This is a genomic window from Nonomuraea composti (genome assembly GCF_012034275.1).
Taxonomy (GTDB): Bacteria; Actinomycetota; Actinomycetes; order Streptosporangiales; family Streptosporangiaceae; genus Nonomuraea; species Nonomuraea composti.
In genome coordinates this window covers 1-16,603 of the sequence record NZ_JAATEP010000083.1, presented here as the reverse complement: position 1 = coordinate 16,603, position 16,603 = coordinate 1, and the positions used below count along the sequence as shown (strand labels likewise).

Here is a 16,603-nt window from a genome sequence, read left to right as displayed (position 1 = left end):
CTCGTTCCCGGGAGTTTTCAGCGTGCTGACCGAGACGCTCCAGCGGATGGCCGAAGAGCGCGGCGGGGTGATCGGGGTGGAGCCCGGCCTCGTCATCGAGCCCGACGAGAGCTGGACCCCGGTGCGCGAGCTGCTGCGGGAGCCGTACACGCTGCTCACAGAGCTGGTGGACGAGACGGCCGCGCGCTGGAACGCGCCGCGCCACGTCGGCGCGGCGCTGTTCTGGAAGACCTACGGCTACTGGCACACGCTGCCCATGGCGCTCGGGTGGGCGCTCGACGGGCGGGTGCCGGTGATGCGGCAGGCGGAGACGTACTTCAAGGTGTCGGGGGCGGGCGTGACGCTCGCCGCCACCCGCGTGAGCTGGTCCTCCGGCGCCGGCGCGATCGCCGCGGCGCTGGAGGAGTCGCAGCGGCCCCTGGTCGAGGTGCTCAGTGCCCTGGCCAAGGTGGGCGAGCGCACGCTGTGGGGCTCCACGGCGGAGGCGATCGCCCACCCGCTGACCTCGGTCGTCCCGGGCGACTACATGAGGCTGCTCAAGGAGCTCGGGCCGCCGCTCGACGGGCTCGTCGAGCCCGCCGGCGACGGCTACTTCCGCAGGACGTGCTGCCTGTGGATCACGCTGCCCGACGTGGAGCCCTGCGGGAGCTGCTGCGTCCTCAGGCCACGGACCCCACCGGAGCGGCGCTGATCGCCACCGCGCCCGAGGGCTCCGGCCCGCTGTCCATGGGGCGCAGCTCGTCGGCGTAGCTCACCGACACGCGCCGCATCACGCCGGTGTCGTCGATCGAGTACTGGCCCAGCCGCCACAGCGGCGGCGAGTACGCGTGGATGGACACGCTGTGCTCCACCGCCCCCGTGAGCCGGTGGATGTGGTCGGGCCCGAACGAGAACGACTGCCCCTCCGGAACCACCGTCTCCAGGTGCTCGCCCCCGATGCGCGGGTTGCACTCCTTCAACGCGCCCTGTACCACGTGCACCGCCCCGGAGGAGATGTCGTGGTCGTGCCAGCCCGTGTCGTCCTCCGGGCGCCAGCACAGCAGCCAGACGTCCACGTACGCGTCGCGGTAGAGCGAGGCGTAGTGCCGGCCGCCGTCGGTGGGGAAGTCCACCTGGTCGCGCCACTCCTCGGGGTGGGCGGCCAGCTCGCTCACCAGGTCGCGCAGCTCGCGCCGGTCGAGGACGCGCTCGGGCAGCCCGGCACAGGTGCCCCCGTCCTGGATCTGCTCAGTGTTCACGTACGAGTCTCCTTTCCGCTGATGAGGCGACGGGGGTTGACGGTCTTGATGGCGTGGTCGGCGGCGGCGCCGAGGCCCGTCTCCGGCGCCCGGGCGTAGGGCGCGTCGGAGCCGTTGACCACGACGTCGATGCCGAGCTCGCGGACGATCGCGTCGATCGCGCGCGGGCCGTACGAGGAGGTCTCCACGAAGAAGCCGGGGTCGACGAGGCCGCGCCCGCCGCCGCGGGCGATCAGCCGCTCGGAGTGCAGCGGCGCCAGCCCCGCGAGCAGCGCGAAGCAGACGCGCAGGCGCGGGTGCCTGGGCCGGACGACGGCGTGGAAGTAGTGCCACGACGCGTGCATCTGCTGCACGTACGGCACCAGCGCCGGCCACCACGGCGGCGTGCCGCGCTCCTGGCGCGGGGCGGGCCCCGGGTGCACGAACAGCGGCAGGTTCCGCTCGGTCAGCACGTCGAGCAGCTCGTCGCCGGGCACGGCGGTGGCCGGGATCTGCAGGCCGGCGAAGCCCCGGTCGAGATCCTTGGCCAGGCGCTCGGGGTCGGGCTCGCTGTGGCAGGTGGCCGCCCACGCGCCGTACGGCTCGCCGAGCGCCAGGGCGCCGTCGTGGTAGGCGTCGATCAGCGGCCAGGACTCCTCGGGCGGCAGGAACTCGATCCCGAGCGGGCTCGACAGCGACACGAGGGCCAGCTCCAGGCCGGCGGTGCCGCGCCGTTCGTGATCGGTGGGGTCGTGGTCGGCGGGGTCCACCTCGTACGGCGGCTCGCCGTCGAGGATGAGGGTCCAGCCGTCGAGGTACGGAGGAGTGTCGCGGGCGCGCAGGGCATCGAGGAACGTGCTGGTCCACAGATGCTGGTGCACATCGACGCTCACGGCCGCCCCGCTCCTTCCGTCATTTCCTACTCACAATACATGTAAACGCTCTGGGCTGTGACATCTACGTTGTGAATCGTTTCAGTGATACGGTTCAGTGAACCGCTTCACAAGAGCGTTGTCAATGGCCGCCCGCCGGAGGCGCGGGCATGCTTCTGTCGGTGTCACGCAATAGGCTGGCGGAATGCCTCGCAAGAGAGCCACGATCCGTGAGGTGGCCCAGGCCACGGGCCTGTCACCAGCGGCTGTCTCCTACGCGCTCCGCGGCATGCAGGTCTCGGAGGAGACCATGGAGCGGGTGCGTGCCGCCGCCGCCGAGCTCGGCTACGAGGCCGATCCCATCGCCAGAGCCCTCGCCAGCGGGCGCACCGGCATGATCGGCCTGCTGTGCGGCTCGCTGGAGGACCTCTGGCAGCAGTCGCTGGCGGTCGGCATCAGCAGGGGGCTGCGGGAGAAAGACCGCTACGCCCTCATCCTCGACGCGTTCGGCGATCCCGCCAGAGAGCGGGCCCTGGCCCAGCAGCTGCGCGACCAGCGGGTCGACGGCCTCATCGTGCAGCCCATCGACCCGGCGGCCGCGTTCTGGGCCGAGCTGTGCGAGTCGCTGCCGGTCGTCGCGATCGGCGACTCGATCACCGGCACGGCCGGCGAGGTCGTCTTCGACAACCGCAGCGGGGTCACGCTCGCCCTAGAGCACCTGCGCGCGCTCGGCCACCGCCGCATCGCCGTGCTCACCTCCACCCAGGCCAGCACCCCCGACCGGCCCGCCGACGTGCACGTCACCGCCGAGGCCGACCGGCTGGGGCTCGACATCCAGGTCGCCACCGCGCCCCTCGGCCTGGCCGGCGCCACCGCCGCCGCCCACGAGCTGCTCAGCGGCGACAAGCCGAGCGCCGTGTTCTGCTTCGCCGACTCCATCGCCTACGGCGTCTACGCGGCGGCGCAGGAGCTGGGGCTGTCCATCCCGGGCGACGTGTCCGTGATGGGCTACGACGACCACCCCATGTCGGGGCTGCTGTCGCCCGGCCTCACCACCGTCGACTGGGACATCGCGGGCATCGTCCGCGCCGCCGTGCGGCTCATCTCGGCGGCGGCCGACGGCGGGGCGCGGCGGCGGCGCGTCATGCAGAAGCCCACGCTCAGGGAACGCGGATCGGTGGCGCAGGTGACCGAGCCGTCGTAACCCCCTCGACGGGGCGGGTCAGCCGGCCGACAGCACGCCGCGCGAGTCCTCCAGGTCCGCCGTGAGCGGGCGGTCAGGGGCCTGCGCGGGGGCGTGCAGGGCGCGGGCGGCGGCCGTGCGCTCGCAGGCCAGCACGATCTCCAGCGGCTCCACGCAGCGCAGGGTGTGCCGGGCGGCCTGGGTGGCGAACCCCGCGTGATCCTCCACACCGCGCGAGATCACCGCCGTGCCCGTCGTCACCGGCGTCGCCAGGTGACGCAGGTCCGCCAGGGCGTCCTGGGCCACGTACTCCAGGATCAGCGCCCCCGACGCGCCCGGACGGTCGGCCAGGAACGGCAGGCGGCCCGTGTAGGCCGGATCCATGAGCGTGGCCAGGCGGGCCGTGCTGAGCTGCGCCGTCTGCACCAGCGCGGCCCGCACCGCGTCCAGCGCCAGCGCCACCGGGGCCGAGTGGAAGTTGCCGTTGTGCCAGGCGAGGGAGGCGGCGAACAGCGGGTTCTCGGTGGCGGCGTTCAGGTCGGTCTCGATCGTGGTCACCGCCCGGTCGAGCGCGTCGAAGGCCGCCCCGTGCACCTGCGCGAACGCGCGGAACCCGTACGGATCCTGGATGCGGGACGTGGGCTCGTGGGCCAGCAGACCGCGCAGCCTGGCCGCCACCGCCGCCTGGCCCGGCTGCGGGCGCGCCTCGTGGACGACGGTCGCCAGCGGCTCCGGCGAGGCGTCCACGGCGGCGAACGACATCACCGCCACCTCCACCGCCGCGTCGAGCAGGCGGCGCAGACGGTGACAGGCGAGCGCCGCGTCGGCGAGCGTGGCGGCGCCCGAGCTGATGAACGGCAGCGCGTCGTCGGAGGCGAGCGCGTGGAACGGCGGCCGGACCCCGGGGGAGGGCCGGTCGTAGTGCCACGGGATCTCGCCCAGGAGACACAGGGCCGTGGTCGCCAGAGCGGTCAGATCACCCGTGCCGATGGCACCGTACGTGTGCAGAGGAGGGGTGAAACCGTCGTTGATCGCGGCCGCCAGCGCGAGACACACCGCCGGATCCACCCCCGAACCGCCCGTGAGCAGCTGGTTCAGCCGGACCACCAGCATGCCCCTCGCCCGCTCCGCCGGCAGCGGCGGGCCCGCCGCGATCGCGTGACTGCGCAGGAGGTCGAGGCCCGCGCCCTCCAGCACGATGTCCCGGTTCGCGCCCACCCCCGTGCTCCGGCCGTACACGGGGCCGGTCAGCTCCCGCGCGGTGGACCACGCGGCCCGGGCACGATCGAGCGAGGCGATCGAGACCCGGGCCCCGGCGTACGCGACCTCGTGAACCTGCGCGCAGGTCAGGCCGGCACCGTCGAGCTCCATCAGGGAAGATCAGTCGTTGTCGGGGATGAACAGGCCCAGCAGCCAGCTCACCACGCTCACGATGACGGCGCCCCAGAACGCCGCCGGATAGAAGTTGTCCACATGGAAGGGAATGTCGAACTGGCCGGCGATCCAGCTCGTCAGGTAGAGCATGGCCGCGTTGATCACGAGCAGGAACAAGCCCAGGGTCAGCACGATCACCGCACAACCCAGCGCCTTCACGATGGGCTTGACGATCGCGTTGACCACACCGAAGATCAACGCCACGAGCAGCAGGACACCCCAATACCTGGCCGAATTGGTGGGGGCGTCGACGTCGATGCCGTCGATGAACTGGATGGCCACCCACAGGGCCACCGCCGCGGCGACGGTTCTGATGATGAATCTCACGCTGGATGATCCTCCCACTTGTGGTCGGTGCTCGATAGAGGGCGCAGTCACTACGATGCCCGGCCGTCACCGAGCGTAGTCCCGGTTATCGTCGGCCGAACGGGGGAACAGGCGTGCAGGGGAGGGAGCGAAATGGACGCGAACGGGCTCGAGTCGCTGCCGGCCAACGAGTTGCACGAGCGGGCGGTGCGATACGCCGTACGACATGGGGATCTGGGGTTCCTGTGGGAGCTGTTGAAAGTGATCCCGGCCGCTGAGGCCGCCAGCGGTCACGCCAACGAGAGCGCCAACGATCTGAGCAAGGTGTCGGCGCTGCTCAGCGATGCCATCGCGGCGGGCGAGGGCAGGCTGGGCGAGGCACTGCGGCCGGTCTACATTGACTATCTCCGCAAACATCCCGACGCCTGACCGGTTTTCCCGCGTCACCGCCGGGGTGCGGCCTCTCCGCCGCGCTCCGGCATCGGCCCTTCTCGTGCCCTCGCACGCCCGGCCCGCGTCGCCGCCCTCGCCGCGGGCGGCACCGCTCCCCTTCGCTCACGGCCCCAGGCGCCCTGCTGCCCACCGGACGGAGCCGCTGTCCCGTCGTCGCCACTTTCTCGCCGCGCCGCTCAGCCACCGGCGCCGGAACGCGCCCGCCGCCGCACTCGGCACCTGGCCTCCTGCGCGGCCTGGCACGTGAGCAGCGTGCCTGCGTGGCCTGGCATGTGAGCAGCGTGCCTGCGCGGCCCCGGCCCCGGCTCGCCGCCGCTCTCCGTGGCACGCCTTTCCGGTGCCGCACCCTCCGGGCCGCTCGCTGTCCGTCCTCGCGGTCGGCGCGCCCCGAACGGGAGCGGGCGCGGGGCGCGGGTCAGCCGGCCAGGCGGGTGTGGGTGGTGCTTTGGTGGAGGAAGCCCGGCGTGGCGTGTTCCTGGCCGTCCTTCGTGACGAGCAGGGTCTCGTACGGGCCCGAGCGGGCGAGGTCGGTGGCGAAGCGGCGGCCGCGGGCGGGCCCCATGGCGTAGATGGCGGTGGCGTAGGCGTCGGCCACGCCGAGGTCGGGGCCGATGACGGTGACGGAGCCGAGGCCGTCGGCGAGCTGGCCCGTGTGCGGGTCGACGACGGAGGAGCCGCCCGAGGTGGCGACGCCCAGGTCGTGGGCGAAGACGATCTTGCGGACGGTGCCGGCGCGCGGGTCGCGTACGTCGATGCGCCAGGGCCGCCCCGGCGCGGAGGAGCCGCGGACGCGGATGTCGTTGCCGGCGGTGATGCGGTGGTCGCCGGCGCCGGCGTTGGACAGGGCGCGCGACAGGCGTTCCAGGGCCCAGCCCTTGATGTAGCCGGACGGGTCGATGACGCCGCCGATGCGCGGTTCGTACCAGCCGCCGGTGGCTTTGCGCAGCTCGTCGCAGCGGTGCAGGACCTCGATGAGCTCAGGCACCTGCTCGATCGTGCCGCCGCGGTTGAGGCGGGAGATCTGGCTGTGCTGCCTGGCCGGGTCGAAGGTGTCGTCCACCCACCTGAGCCAGGCGAACGCGTCGTCGAGCAGGGGGGTCAGTTCGCGTGCCGGCAGGGCCGTGCGGATGTCGACGCTGACCGGCTTGCCCATGACCATCTCGACACGGGTGCTGCCGGGGAACGTCGTCGCGGACTGGGCGATCTGAGAAGTCGTCACCTTGCCTCCTTGTCCTGTGACCCACGCTGTCAGGTGAGGCGTATGGTGAGCCTAAACCCTTTGCCCGGATTTGAAATGAATCTGTGACTTGGGGATGGCGAGGCGTGACAACGCGCCCGCCACGTACCGCTTGAAGCGCCGCGGCCCGGCCACGACCACCTCGCGCTCGGCGATGTCGGGGATCTCGCGGCTCAGCCCGGAGGCGCTGACGCGCTCCTTGACCCGCGGGTCGTGCTCGTCGCCGACCACGAGGATGAGGCCGTAGTGCCGCTCCAGGTCGCGCAGCTCGTCGGTGACGCGGTCGGCGCGGTAGACGGCCACGATGTCGGACGCGGTGTCGGACGCGGCGTCGGACGCGCGGGCCAGGCGCTCGCGCAGCGAGACCGGGTCGAGCCCGGTGGCGATCAGCAGGGAAGGACGCGTCTCCTGGGGCACCCGGTGGCTGTGCACGACCATCACGGCCGCCATGGCGTAGAGCAGGAGCGAGCCCACCCGGCTGAGGCTGGTGACGTGGGCGGTGGAGCTGAACTGGTGCGCCACCAGCAGCGCGCCGGCGAGGTAGCCGCCGAGCCGCAGGCGCTGCCTGGCCTCTTCTGTGCGCAGGTAGTCGGCGGCCTTGACGCTGAGGAAGCCGAGTGCCACGAGCAGCGCCGCCCCCACGAGCGCGGCCGGGGACCAGGGGTAACCGAAACCAGGCCCGATCGCGCCGAACTCGGCCACCGCGACTCCGCTCCAGAAGAGGATCGGGCCCTGACGAACATTCACCTCGCTAGCCATGACCCCACGATCCTGAACGAACATTAAAGCTTCCTGAGTAGGGTCTGAAACATGGCTAACGTACGTGTCGAGCGCACTGAAGAGGGCGGATTCCGGGCCACCAACGCCCGTGGCGCCGAGGTTCTCATCGGGGGCGGTGACGAGGACGGGGTGTTCACCCCGGTCGAGTTGCTGCTGGCGGCGGTGGGTGGTTGCAACATCGTGACCGTCGAGCCGCTGACCGCCAAGCGCGGGCACCGGCTGGTGCGGCTGGCGATGACCGTGGAGGCGGAGAAGGTCGAGCAGAACAAGCTCGGTCCCGTGACGATCACGTACGACGTGGAGCTGCCCTCCGAGGCGGCCGACGAGGTCTTCAGGGCGGTGGCGGGGCGCGTGCACGAGAAGTACTGCACGGTGAGCCGGTCGCTGCAGGAGGGCACGGAGGTACGGCTGGAGCTTCCGGAGGCGAACGTCACGCCTGCGGAGGCGAACGTCACGCCTGCGGAGGCGAACGTCACGCCTGCGAAGGCGGTCGGCACGCCCGCGGAGACGGACGAGACGCTTCCATAGGCGGGCAAGACACTTCCGTAGGCGGATAAGACAGATATTCGACCCCGTTATGACGCGAGCGTTGCATTCGTCTCGGTAGCGTTGTACCAGGTCAGGAGCTCAGCAACTGGCCGAAGGACCTTCACCGATGCGGACGCGGAGGGGGACCGCGGTTCGCAAGTGCGGGACCGCCGGCGTTTTTGGGGGAAAGCGCCGGCCTGGACCGCCGCCGATCGGGCCGGGCAGCTTTGGGGGAACTGCCCGGCCCGATCCATGCGTATCCTCCGGTGACGTGAAGAAAGTTCTTATCGACTGCGATCCCGGCATCGATGACGCGCTCGCCCTCGCCCTGGCGGCCGGCTGCGCCGACTCCCTCGACATCGTCGGCGTCACCACGGTCGGCGGCAACGTCGACCTGGAGTTCACCACGGCCAACGCGCTGACGCTGCGCGAGTTCCTGCAGATGGGCGACGTGCCCGTCACGCCGGGCAGCGCGGGCGCGCTGCTGCGCCGCACCGTACGGGCCACCGCCGTGCACGGCGACACCGGGCTCGGCGACGTGGTGCTGCCGGCGCCGCGGCTCGGCCCGTCGGAGGGGCACGCGGTCGACTTCATCGTGGAGACGCTGAAGGCCGCCCCCGGTGAGATCACGCTGGTGGCGGTGGGGCCGCTGTCGAACATCGCCCTCGCCGTACGCCGCGAGCCGCGTATCGTGCAGTGGGCCCGCGACCTGGTCATCATGGGCGGCTCCTACACGCGCGGCAACCACAACCCGGCGGCCGAGTTCAACATGCTCGCCGACCCGGAGGCGGCGGCGATCGTGTTCGAGGCCGGGTGGACGGTCACGATGCTCGGCCTCGACGTGACGCTGCGGGCCATGGTCACCTCGGACGTCCTCGAGCGGATGCGGCCGCTCGGGCGGCTGGCCGACCTGCTGGTGCCGGCCGCACAGTTCTACGGGGTGGTGACGGCCGAGGGCGGCCCGGCCATCCATGACGCGTGCGCGGTCGCGTACGTGCTCGACCCCGGCCTGTTCACCTGCGTCCCGGCGGTGGTGAACGTGGAGACCATGGGGGAGTTCACGAGGGGCATGACCGTGACGGACTTCCGGCTGCGCGACAGGCGGGCGAACGCGCTGGTGGCGACGGCGGTGGACGTGTCCGCGTTCTGGGACCTGGTGATCGGCGCCTACGAGAAGCTGGCCACCCGCCTGGGCTGACCCGGCGCGACCACTGCCGGCAAGCCGGCCACCCGCCCGGCGCGGCCACTGTCGGGACCCCCGCCACCCGCTCTGCGCGACCGCTGTCGGGAAGCCGGTCACCCGGCCCGGCGCGACCACTGTCCGGCGGCTGATAGAGTTTCTCTTGTTGCGCCGCTAGCTCAGTTGGTCAGAGCAGCTGACTCTTAATCAGCGGGTCCGGGGTTCAAGTCCCTGGCGGCGCACCACACAAAACCCCAGTTCCGGGCATCCGGGCTGGGGTTCTTTGTTTGTCGCCTCAACGTATGGGGCCCGTCGTGCGGGCGCGCGACGGCCGGCCGTACCAGAACAGTACGAGCATCCCGGCCGCCTGGCCACGGCTCCGAGGTGGACGGACTCGACGCCGATCTCGCGTGTGCACTGTCAAGGAGTCCGATCGCTGGATCCAGTGCAGCCACTCGTCGTTTCTGAACCGGGTGCTACGGCTGACGGCTCACGTGGAGACCGGTCCCATCCGGCATGCGCGGCTCCGGGTGGCCGCCGCTGCCCGCCTCGGCCTCGCGCAGTGACGCCCAGGAATCGTGGTATCTATGCGGAAATTATCCACCGTGCTCGTCGTGGGGGTCGGTCTCATCGGCACCTCGATCGCGCTCGCCCTGCGCGGCCACGGCGTGACGGTCGCGCTGTCCGACGTGGATGAGGATGCCGTCCGCCTCGCACGGGAGCCCGGTGCCGGGCAGCCGTGGCGGGGCGAGCCCGCCGACCTGGGGGTGCTGGCGGTGCCTCCGGACCTGATCGCCCCGAGGTCCTCGCCGACCTGCAGAAGCGGGGCGCGGCCCGCGCGTACACCGACGTGGCCAGCGTCAAGGCGGAGCCGACGGCTGCGGTGGCCCGGCTCGGGTGTGATCTGACCACATTCGTCCCAGGTCATCCGCTGGCCGGGCGGGAGCGCTCCGGCCCGGCCGCCGCCCGGGCCGACCTCTTCCCGGGCCGTCCCTGGGCGCTCTGCTCGGGGCCGGAGACCTCCGCCGAGCCCGTACGGCCGAGGTGAACATCGAGGACGTCCGCCTCGAGCACTCGCCCGGCCTGCCGGTCGCGGTGGCCGAGATCTCCGTGCGGCCGCAGGACTCCGAGCGCCTGACCGACGCGCTGCGGTTCCACGGCTGGCACGTGTCGGCGTTGTGGCCGGGTCCCTGTGACCTCGTTGTGACTGACGCCGGAGCAGGATAGAGCGATATGCGCGTGCTCGTCGTGGAAGATCAGGCCGAGCTGGCGGATTCGGTGGCGCGGGTGCTGCGCCGGGAGGGCATGGCGGTCGACGTCAGCTACGACGGTGACGACGCGCACGAGCGCCTCTTCGTGGTCGATTACGACGTGGTGGTCCTGGACCGGGACATCCCCGGCATGCACGGCGACGACCTGTGCCGGGAGCTCGCCGCGGGAGCCCGGCGGACGCGGGTGCTGATGCTCACCGCCTCCGGCACGATCGCCGACCGGGTCGCCGGTCTGAGCCTGGGCGCCGACGACTACCTGCCCAAGCCCTTCGCCTTCGCCGAGCTCGTGGCGCGGATCCGCGCGCTGGGCAGACGGGCCGCGCCGCCCACGCCGCCCATCCTGGTCCACGGCGATCTGCGGCTCGACCCGGCCGGGCGGGTGGCGACGAGGGCCGGCATGCGGCTGCCGCTGACCCCGAAGGAACTGGCCGTGCTGGAGTATCTGCTCGCCGCCGGCGGCCGCGTCGTACCGGCCGAGGAGCTGCTGGAACGGGTGTGGGACGAGGAGGCCGACCCGTTCACCACCACCGTCAAGGCGACGATCAACCGGCTTCGGTCGAAGCTGGGGCCGCCCCCGCTGATCGAGACCGTCCCCCGCGTGGGCTACCGGATCTGATCGTCGCCGACCGGCCGGTGCGTCACACCACGGTCACAACACGCCTGACGCCCCTGTCACCGGCCCTCCCGTAGACAGGTGCCGAGAAGCCCACAAGACAGGAGGAAGGCACCATGCGGACGGCAATCGTGGCACTGGCGGCGCTCGGCCTGATCATCGCACGCTGCTCGGCCGGAGCGGACCCACAGGAAACCGCCGGGAAGGGGACCGGCGCCGCCGACGGACAGGCGAAGGCGGTGAAGTTCGCCGAGTGCATGCGCAGCAACGGCCTCAAGGACTTCTCCGACCCGGTCGACGGTCAGTTCACCACCAACTTCAGGCGCGGCACCGTCCTGGACCCGAACTCGCCGCAGTGGAAGGCGGCCCTGGACAAGTGCAAGGACCTGCAGCCCGCCGGGTTCCTGGGCGGCGGCGGTCAGATGTCGCCCGAGCAGCAGCAGAAGATGATCAAGTACGCCGAGTGCATGCGGAAGAACGGCGTCCCGGATTTCCCCGACCCCGAAGGCGGCGCCCTGCTGAGCGGGAACGTCGATCAGAACTCACCGGAGTACAGAGCCGCGGCGGAAGCCTGCCGCCAGCTCAACCCCGGCGGGCTGATTGGCGGTCAGTGATGCGGAGATCCCGTGTCGCAGGTCTCGCGGTGGCCGCCGCGGCCGTCGTCACCGCGGGGGTGATCCTCCTGCCCCTTCCCGATGGCACCACGTCGAGCGCGCGGGCCCTCCCACCGGAGACGGCGACGGTGACGAAGGGGCGGCTTGACTCCCAGATCACCGACGACGGGACGCTCGGGTACCGCAGGCGGCCCGACGGCTCGCCGTACTCGGCGGTCAACCAGGCTCGCGGGATCTACACCCAGCTGCCGCAGGACGGTGACAAGGTCGGCTGCGGGGAGACGTTGTACCGTGTCGACGACCGCCCGGTGCTGCTGCTGTGCGGGGACACGCCGGCCTACCGCGACCTGTCGACCGGCGCGAAGGGCAAGGACGTCGGGCAGCTCAACCGGAACCTGAAGGTGAGCGGCGACCGGTTCACCTCGAAGACGGCGCGGGCGCTGCGGAAGCTGCAGAAGCAGCGCGGGATGAAGGTGACCGGCGAGCTCCCCCTGGGCGATGCCGTCTTCATGCCCGTCTCCATCCGGGTGATCGGGGTGGCCGGCCGGCTCGGCACCATCGCCCGCGCCGGCGCCGAGGTCGTGCAGGCCTCGCTGGCGGAGCGCCAGGTGAGCGTCGATCTCAACGCCGCCCAGCAGAGCCTGGTCGAGGTGGGAGATCGCGTGCAGATCACGCTGCCGGACAACACGACGACCTCGGGCAAGGTCATCTGGGTCGGCGCCGTCGCCAGGCGGGGGGAGGGGGCGGGGTCCGGCACTACCGACACCACGATCCCGGTCCTCATCGCCCTGGACCGGCCACAGGACGTGCGGAAGCTGGACAACGCCCCGGTCCGGGTGGAGATCACGGTCGGCGAGGTGAAGGACGCGCTGATCGTGCCGGTGACCTCGGTGATCGGCAGGGCCGCCGGCGGGTTCGCGGTGGAGCGGGTGCGCGCCGACGGGCGGCGGGAGATCGTCCCGGTGGAGCTCGGCCTGTTCGACAACGTCAGCGGGCGTGTCCAGGTCAAGGGGGCACTCGCCGCGGGCGACAGAGTGGTGGTGCCGTCGATATGAGGCGCTCCGCCGATCCCGCCGCGCGAAACTCCTCCTCGGCCGCGCACCGGGACGAGGTCCTGGCGCTCGAGGAGGTCACCAAGGTCTACGGTGAGCAGCCGCCGGTGTCCGCGCTGCGGGGGGTGAGTTTCACCGTGCGCCGCGGCGAGCTGACCGCGATCGTCGGCCCGTCCGGCTCGGGCAAGTCCACACTGCTGCATGTGATGGGGACGCTGGAGCGGCCCAGCGGTGGCACCGTGCGGATCGACGGCGTCGATGTGGCCGGGCTGTCCGACACGGAGCTGTCCCTGCTGCGGGCGCACCGCATCGGCTTCGTCTTCCAGCAGTTCTTCCTCGCCGAGTACGCCACCGTGGCGGAGAACGTCGCCGACGGGTTGTTGTACACCGGAGCCGGCCTGGCCGAGCGCCGTGCGCGGGCCGAGGAGGCGCTCAAGCGGGTCGGCCTGGCGCACCGGGCCGGGTTCCGGCCGCCCAAGCTCTCCGGTGGCGAGCGGCAGCGGGTGGCCATCGCCCGCGCCTTGATCGGCCGGCCGGCGATCGTCCTCGCCGACGAGCCGACCGGCAACCTCGACAGCGTCACCGGCACGTCGATCGTGGAGCTCCTGCACGAGCTGCATGCGGAAGGGGCGACGATCATCGTGGTCACGCACGATCTGGAGCTCGCCGCCGCCCTGCCGCGCCAGATCCGGATGCTCGACGGCCAGGTGATCTACGACTCGGCGGGGGTCACATGAGTACGGCAACGCATGAACGTCCCGGCGTCGGCCGCAGGGCCCGGCTGTCCTTCCGGGACAGCGCGAGGGTCGCCAACGTGGGGTTGCGCACGCGGCCGCTGCGTGCCGCCCTGTCGGCGCTGGGAATCGCGATCGGCACGGCTGCCATCGTCGCGGTTCTGGGCCTGTCCTCGTCCTCGCAGGCGGGCCTCCTCGCGGAGATCGACAGGCTCGGGACCAACCTGCTCAAGGTCGAGGCCGGGCGGAGCTTCGGCGGCCAGATCGCGGACCTCCCGATCGAGGCGCCCGCGCGGGTGTCGCACGTGCCCCGCGTCCAGCACGTCGGGCACGCAGGGTTGATCAAGGACGCGAAGGTGTACCGGAGCCCCATGGTCCCCCCGGCCAGTACGGGGGCCCTGCAGATCCGGGCGGCCAGTCTCAACCTGCCCTCGGTCCTGACCATCGGGGTGGATCGGGGGAGCTGGCTGAACGCGGGCACCGCCACGGGCCCCGTCGCGGTGCTGGGGTCGGTGGCGGCGCAGCGGCTGGGGATCGACCGCGTCCATCCCGGCCTGCGGATCTGGGCCGGTGGCCAGTGGTTCCACATCGCGGGCATCCTGAAGCCGGCCACGCTGGCCCCGGAGATCGACGTGAGCGTGCTGATCGGCTACGAGGCGGCCCGCAAGTACCTGGGGCACGTGAGCGTCTTCCGGGGTGAGCCGGCGGACGGCCCGCCCACCACGCTCTATGTGCGCGCGGATACCGATCACGTCGAGGAGGTCCAGGCCGTGCTGGCACGGACCGCCAATCCCCAGGCCGCCAACGAGGTGAACGTCAGCCAGCCGTCCGACGCGCTGACCGCCCGGGCCGCGGCCGAAGGGGCGTTCAACAGCCTCTTCCTCGGCCTCGGAGCCGTGGCACTGGTGGTGGGCGCCGTCGGCGTCGCCAACATCATGATCATCTCGGTGCTCGAACGCCGCTCGGAGATCGGTCTGCGCCGGGCACTCGGCGCCACGAAGGGGCAGATCCGCATGCAGTTCCTCGGCGAGGCGATTCTGCTCGCGGCGCTCGGCGGCGTCGCGGGCGTGGCCGCCGGGGTTCTGGCCACGGTGGTCTACGCGGCCGGCCGGGGCTGGGCCGTCGTCATCCCCGTGCAGGCGTGGACGGGGGGCATCGCCGCCGCGCTGCTGATCGGCGCGGTCTCCGGGCTGCTGCCGGCCCTCCGCGCGGCCCGGATGTCGCCGACCGCCGCCCTCCGCACGGTGTGACCGGCGGCTCCTTCATGCTCCGTTCCGCGCGGCCAGGCCGGTCGCGAGCGGGAAGGAGACCCGCACCGACAACCCGCCATCGGGCCGGGCCAGCGCGGAGAGCAGGGCGTCGTGGGCGGCGGCGATGGCACGCACGATGGACAGGCCCAGCCCGTGGTGGCCGTTGCCGCGCACGGTGCGATCCAGCCGCTGGAAGGGCTCGAGCAGACGTTCCACCTGGTCGGGCGGGATCACCGGCCCGGTGTTCAGCACCGAGACGACGGCCCAGCCGTCGGTGACGCCGGTGGTGACCTCCACCCGGCCGCCGGGCACGTTGTACCGCACCGCGTTGTCGACGAGGTTGGCCACGAGCCGTTCGATCAGAGCCGGGTCCCCCGAAGCCAGGGCGGGCGAGAGAGCGGGCAGGAGCCGCAGGTCGCCGGCGGCGGTCGCGCGTACCACCCGGTCGGCGACCGCCGCCAGATCGACGGGCTGCCGGTGGGCGAGCCCGCCCTCGCTCTCGGCCAGGGTGAGCAGCGACTCCAGCAGGCGCCCCTGCTGCTCGCTGATGGACAGCAGCCGGCCCATCGTGGAGCGCAGGGAGTCGGCGTCGGCGCCGGCGTCGAGCAGGGCCTCTTCCAGCAGCGCGTGCTCCACGGTGAGCGGCGTGCGCAGCTCGTGGGCGGCGTTGGCGACGAAATGCTTGTGCGCGTCCAGCGCGGCGTGCAGCCTGCCGAGCAGCCCGTCGACGGTGTCGGCCAGATTCCTCAGCTCGTCGCGGGGGCCTTGCAGGGCGAGCCGTTCGTGGATGTTGCGTGCGGAGATCCGCCTGATCGTGTCGTTCATCGTGCGCAGCGGCCGCAGGACCCGCCCGGAGATCAGCCAGCCGATCGCGAACGAGATGATCGTCATGATGGCGAACGCGATCATCGACTGGATCAGCAGGTCCTGGATGAGGGCCTCGTTCTGCCGCTGGACGTACTCGCGGGCCTGCTCGGCGACGCTGAGCGGGGGGATGGGCCCCTGCCGGCCGGGCTCCAGGGTGCCGTAGCGCAGCGACGCGGCGTTGCGCCGGGAGTTCCAGACCAACAGGAACGTGATGGTGAGGAGCACCGCGCTCGACGCGGCGAACAGCACCCCGTACAGGAGGGTCAGGCGCAGCCGGACCGTCCGGGGGGAGGTGATGAACCGCAGGGAAGCCAGCATTTCCCCCCATCGTAGGGACCTGCGGCGGACGGCGCCTCCGTCCGGCATGGAGATCGGCTCGCGGGACGAGGACGGCGACACCGCCGTCCTGCAGGCACTTCCCCTCCGCCGTCGGCGCGGCAGCGGTGTCCAAGTGCGGCGCTCATTCTGATCTTCATGGTGCCGTGGGCCTACGTGGGCCGGCGGCTGCAACGCCGCCAGCACGCGCATGCCGTCGCCGAGCGAGGACGACAGCCCGCTGGTGCTGCGCGGGGTCGGCTTCCGGGTTCCGGCCGGCGATCAGAGCCCCTTCGGGACTGGCAAGGGCACCGTCCGGCGACGGTGCCCTTCGTCGTTCCCGGGGCTCAGGCCGGTCGTTCGTCCACGCCGACGGCTCCGACCCCGCTGGTGAAGATGCCGCCGCAGTAGCCCTGCGACTCGCCGTAGCCGCCCGGCGGGAGCGTCACCCACTCGCCCACGACGTCGGGGGCCCGGCCGCAGACGACCACGGCCCGGAAGATCCAGGTCTGGCCGGTGGGGTTGCTGCAGGCGGCGATGCCGAGGTCGTTGTCGTTGGCGTGCACGAAGGTGTCGCAGCGCAGCACCGTGGCGGCCGCCGCGGCGGGGGCCGGCAGCCCCGCCCGTACGAGGGCGAGGGCCGCCCCCTCCGCGGCCGCCGCCCCGGGTGATCTCCCGGCCATTGGCCCCCCTGAAG

At 72.0% G+C, this 16,603-nt stretch carries 21 protein-coding genes and 1 tRNA gene; 14 read left to right on the top strand and 8 right to left on the bottom strand.

The annotated features are described in order from the left end of the window. Positions 1–22 precede the first annotated feature (22 nt). The gene (locus tag HCN51_RS53635) at positions 23–691 is read left to right on the top strand and encodes a hypothetical protein (protein ID WP_168021520.1); all 669 of its coding nucleotides are present in this window, start codon (positions 23–25) and stop codon (positions 689–691) included. Here the strand turns inward: HCN51_RS53635 and HCN51_RS53630 are convergent. Both HCN51_RS53630 and HCN51_RS53625 read right to left on the bottom strand, forming a co-directional pair. Beyond that, positions 660–1,238, bottom strand: coding sequence for a cupin domain-containing protein (locus HCN51_RS53630; protein WP_168021519.1), 579 nt, complete (start codon positions 1,236–1,238; stop codon positions 660–662). The genes HCN51_RS53635 and HCN51_RS53630 overlap by 32 nt on opposite strands. Further along, positions 1,235–2,110: an amidohydrolase family protein gene (locus HCN51_RS53625; RefSeq protein ID WP_168021518.1), complete on the bottom strand. Its 876-nt coding sequence runs from the start codon at positions 2,108–2,110 to the stop codon at positions 1,235–1,237. Before HCN51_RS53625 ends, HCN51_RS53630 begins: the two co-directional genes overlap by 4 nt. Positions 2,111–2,294: 184 nt before the next feature. On the opposite strand from HCN51_RS53625, the gene HCN51_RS53620 reads away from it, so the two are divergent. Beyond that, a complete protein-coding gene (locus tag HCN51_RS53620) occupies positions 2,295–3,293 on the top strand; it encodes a LacI family DNA-binding transcriptional regulator (protein WP_168021517.1) in 999 nt (332 codons plus the stop codon). An 18-nt stretch (positions 3,294–3,311) separates the two neighbouring features. On the opposite strand, the gene HCN51_RS53615 is transcribed toward HCN51_RS53620, so the two are convergent. Further along, positions 3,312–4,643 (bottom strand): aromatic amino acid lyase, encoded by a 1,332-nt coding sequence (locus HCN51_RS53615; protein ID WP_240974190.1) that lies wholly within the window; start codon positions 4,641–4,643, stop codon positions 3,312–3,314. A 9-nt stretch (positions 4,644–4,652) separates the two neighbouring features. Further along, positions 4,653–5,033, bottom strand: coding sequence for a phage holin family protein (locus HCN51_RS53610; RefSeq protein WP_080045602.1), 381 nt, complete (start codon positions 5,031–5,033; stop codon positions 4,653–4,655). 132 nt (positions 5,034–5,165) lie between these two features. Here HCN51_RS53610 and HCN51_RS53605 point away from each other — a divergent pair, with 132 nt between their 5' ends. Then, on the top strand, positions 5,166–5,441 hold the full coding sequence (locus HCN51_RS53605; RefSeq protein ID WP_080045603.1) for a hypothetical protein: 276 nt from the start codon (positions 5,166–5,168) through the stop codon (positions 5,439–5,441). Between the two features lie 439 nt (positions 5,442–5,880). Here HCN51_RS53605 and HCN51_RS53600 read toward each other — a convergent pair whose 3' ends face one another. Together HCN51_RS53600 and HCN51_RS53595 are read right to left on the bottom strand one after the other, a co-directional pair. Next, the gene (locus HCN51_RS53600; RefSeq protein WP_168021516.1) at positions 5,881–6,684 is read right to left on the bottom strand and encodes an FAD:protein FMN transferase; all 804 of its coding nucleotides are present in this window, start codon (positions 6,682–6,684) and stop codon (positions 5,881–5,883) included. 51 nt (positions 6,685–6,735) lie between these two features. After that, on the bottom strand, positions 6,736–7,461 hold the full coding sequence (locus HCN51_RS53595) for a ferredoxin reductase domain-containing protein (RefSeq protein ID WP_168021515.1): 726 nt from the start codon (positions 7,459–7,461) through the stop codon (positions 6,736–6,738). 51 nt (positions 7,462–7,512) lie between these two features. On the opposite strand from HCN51_RS53595, the gene HCN51_RS53590 reads away from it, so the two are divergent. The 11 genes from HCN51_RS53590 (at position 7,513) to HCN51_RS53545 (ending at position 14,724) form a co-directional block, all read left to right on the top strand. Next, positions 7,513–8,010, top strand: a complete 498-nt coding sequence (locus tag HCN51_RS53590) for an OsmC family protein (RefSeq protein WP_168021514.1) — start codon at positions 7,513–7,515, stop codon at positions 8,008–8,010. 271 nt (positions 8,011–8,281) lie between these two features. Continuing rightward, on the top strand, positions 8,282–9,208 hold the full coding sequence (locus HCN51_RS53585; protein WP_206068992.1) for a nucleoside hydrolase: 927 nt from the start codon (positions 8,282–8,284) through the stop codon (positions 9,206–9,208). A gap of 150 nt (positions 9,209–9,358) precedes the next feature. Next, positions 9,359–9,435: transfer RNA gene (locus tag HCN51_RS53580), tRNA-Lys, on the top strand. A gap of 342 nt (positions 9,436–9,777) precedes the next feature. After that, positions 9,778–10,098, top strand: coding sequence for a 3-hydroxyacyl-CoA dehydrogenase NAD-binding domain-containing protein (locus HCN51_RS53575; RefSeq protein ID WP_346434147.1), 321 nt, complete (start codon positions 9,778–9,780; stop codon positions 10,096–10,098). Beyond that, on the top strand, positions 10,041–10,238 hold the full coding sequence (locus HCN51_RS62815; protein ID WP_346434146.1) for a prephenate dehydrogenase/arogenate dehydrogenase family protein: 198 nt from the start codon (positions 10,041–10,043) through the stop codon (positions 10,236–10,238). Before HCN51_RS53575 ends, HCN51_RS62815 begins: the two co-directional genes overlap by 58 nt. Beyond that, the gene (locus tag HCN51_RS53570; protein ID WP_168021512.1) at positions 10,235–10,417 is read left to right on the top strand and encodes a hypothetical protein; all 183 of its coding nucleotides are present in this window, start codon (positions 10,235–10,237) and stop codon (positions 10,415–10,417) included. Before HCN51_RS62815 ends, HCN51_RS53570 begins: the two co-directional genes overlap by 4 nt. Before the next feature lie 6 nt (positions 10,418–10,423). Next, on the top strand, positions 10,424–11,077 hold the full coding sequence (locus HCN51_RS53565; RefSeq protein WP_080045608.1) for a response regulator transcription factor: 654 nt from the start codon (positions 10,424–10,426) through the stop codon (positions 11,075–11,077). A 128-nt stretch (positions 11,078–11,205) separates the two neighbouring features. Continuing rightward, complete coding sequence (locus tag HCN51_RS53560) at positions 11,206–11,688, top strand: hypothetical protein (RefSeq protein WP_168021511.1); 483 nt, start codon at positions 11,206–11,208, stop codon at positions 11,686–11,688. Beyond that, complete coding sequence (locus HCN51_RS53555) at positions 11,688–12,743, top strand: efflux RND transporter periplasmic adaptor subunit (protein ID WP_168021510.1); 1,056 nt, start codon at positions 11,688–11,690, stop codon at positions 12,741–12,743. Before HCN51_RS53560 ends, HCN51_RS53555 begins: the two co-directional genes overlap by 1 nt. Then, on the top strand, positions 12,740–13,477 hold the full coding sequence (locus HCN51_RS53550; RefSeq protein ID WP_168021509.1) for an ABC transporter ATP-binding protein: 738 nt from the start codon (positions 12,740–12,742) through the stop codon (positions 13,475–13,477). The genes HCN51_RS53555 and HCN51_RS53550 overlap by 4 nt, the downstream gene beginning before the upstream one ends. Next, on the top strand, positions 13,474–14,724 hold the full coding sequence (locus HCN51_RS53545) for an ABC transporter permease (protein ID WP_168021508.1): 1,251 nt from the start codon (positions 13,474–13,476) through the stop codon (positions 14,722–14,724). Before HCN51_RS53550 ends, HCN51_RS53545 begins: the two co-directional genes overlap by 4 nt. 12 nt (positions 14,725–14,736) lie before the next feature. On the opposite strand, the gene HCN51_RS53540 is transcribed toward HCN51_RS53545, so the two are convergent. Both HCN51_RS53540 and HCN51_RS53535 read right to left on the bottom strand, forming a co-directional pair. Then, entirely contained in the window at positions 14,737–15,909 is a 1,173-nt protein-coding gene (locus HCN51_RS53540) for a sensor histidine kinase (protein ID WP_168021507.1), read from the bottom strand. Between the two features lie 344 nt (positions 15,910–16,253). Beyond that, positions 16,254–16,589: a hypothetical protein gene (locus HCN51_RS53535; protein WP_168021506.1), complete on the bottom strand. Its 336-nt coding sequence runs from the start codon at positions 16,587–16,589 to the stop codon at positions 16,254–16,256. Positions 16,590–16,603: the final 14 nt, after the last annotated feature.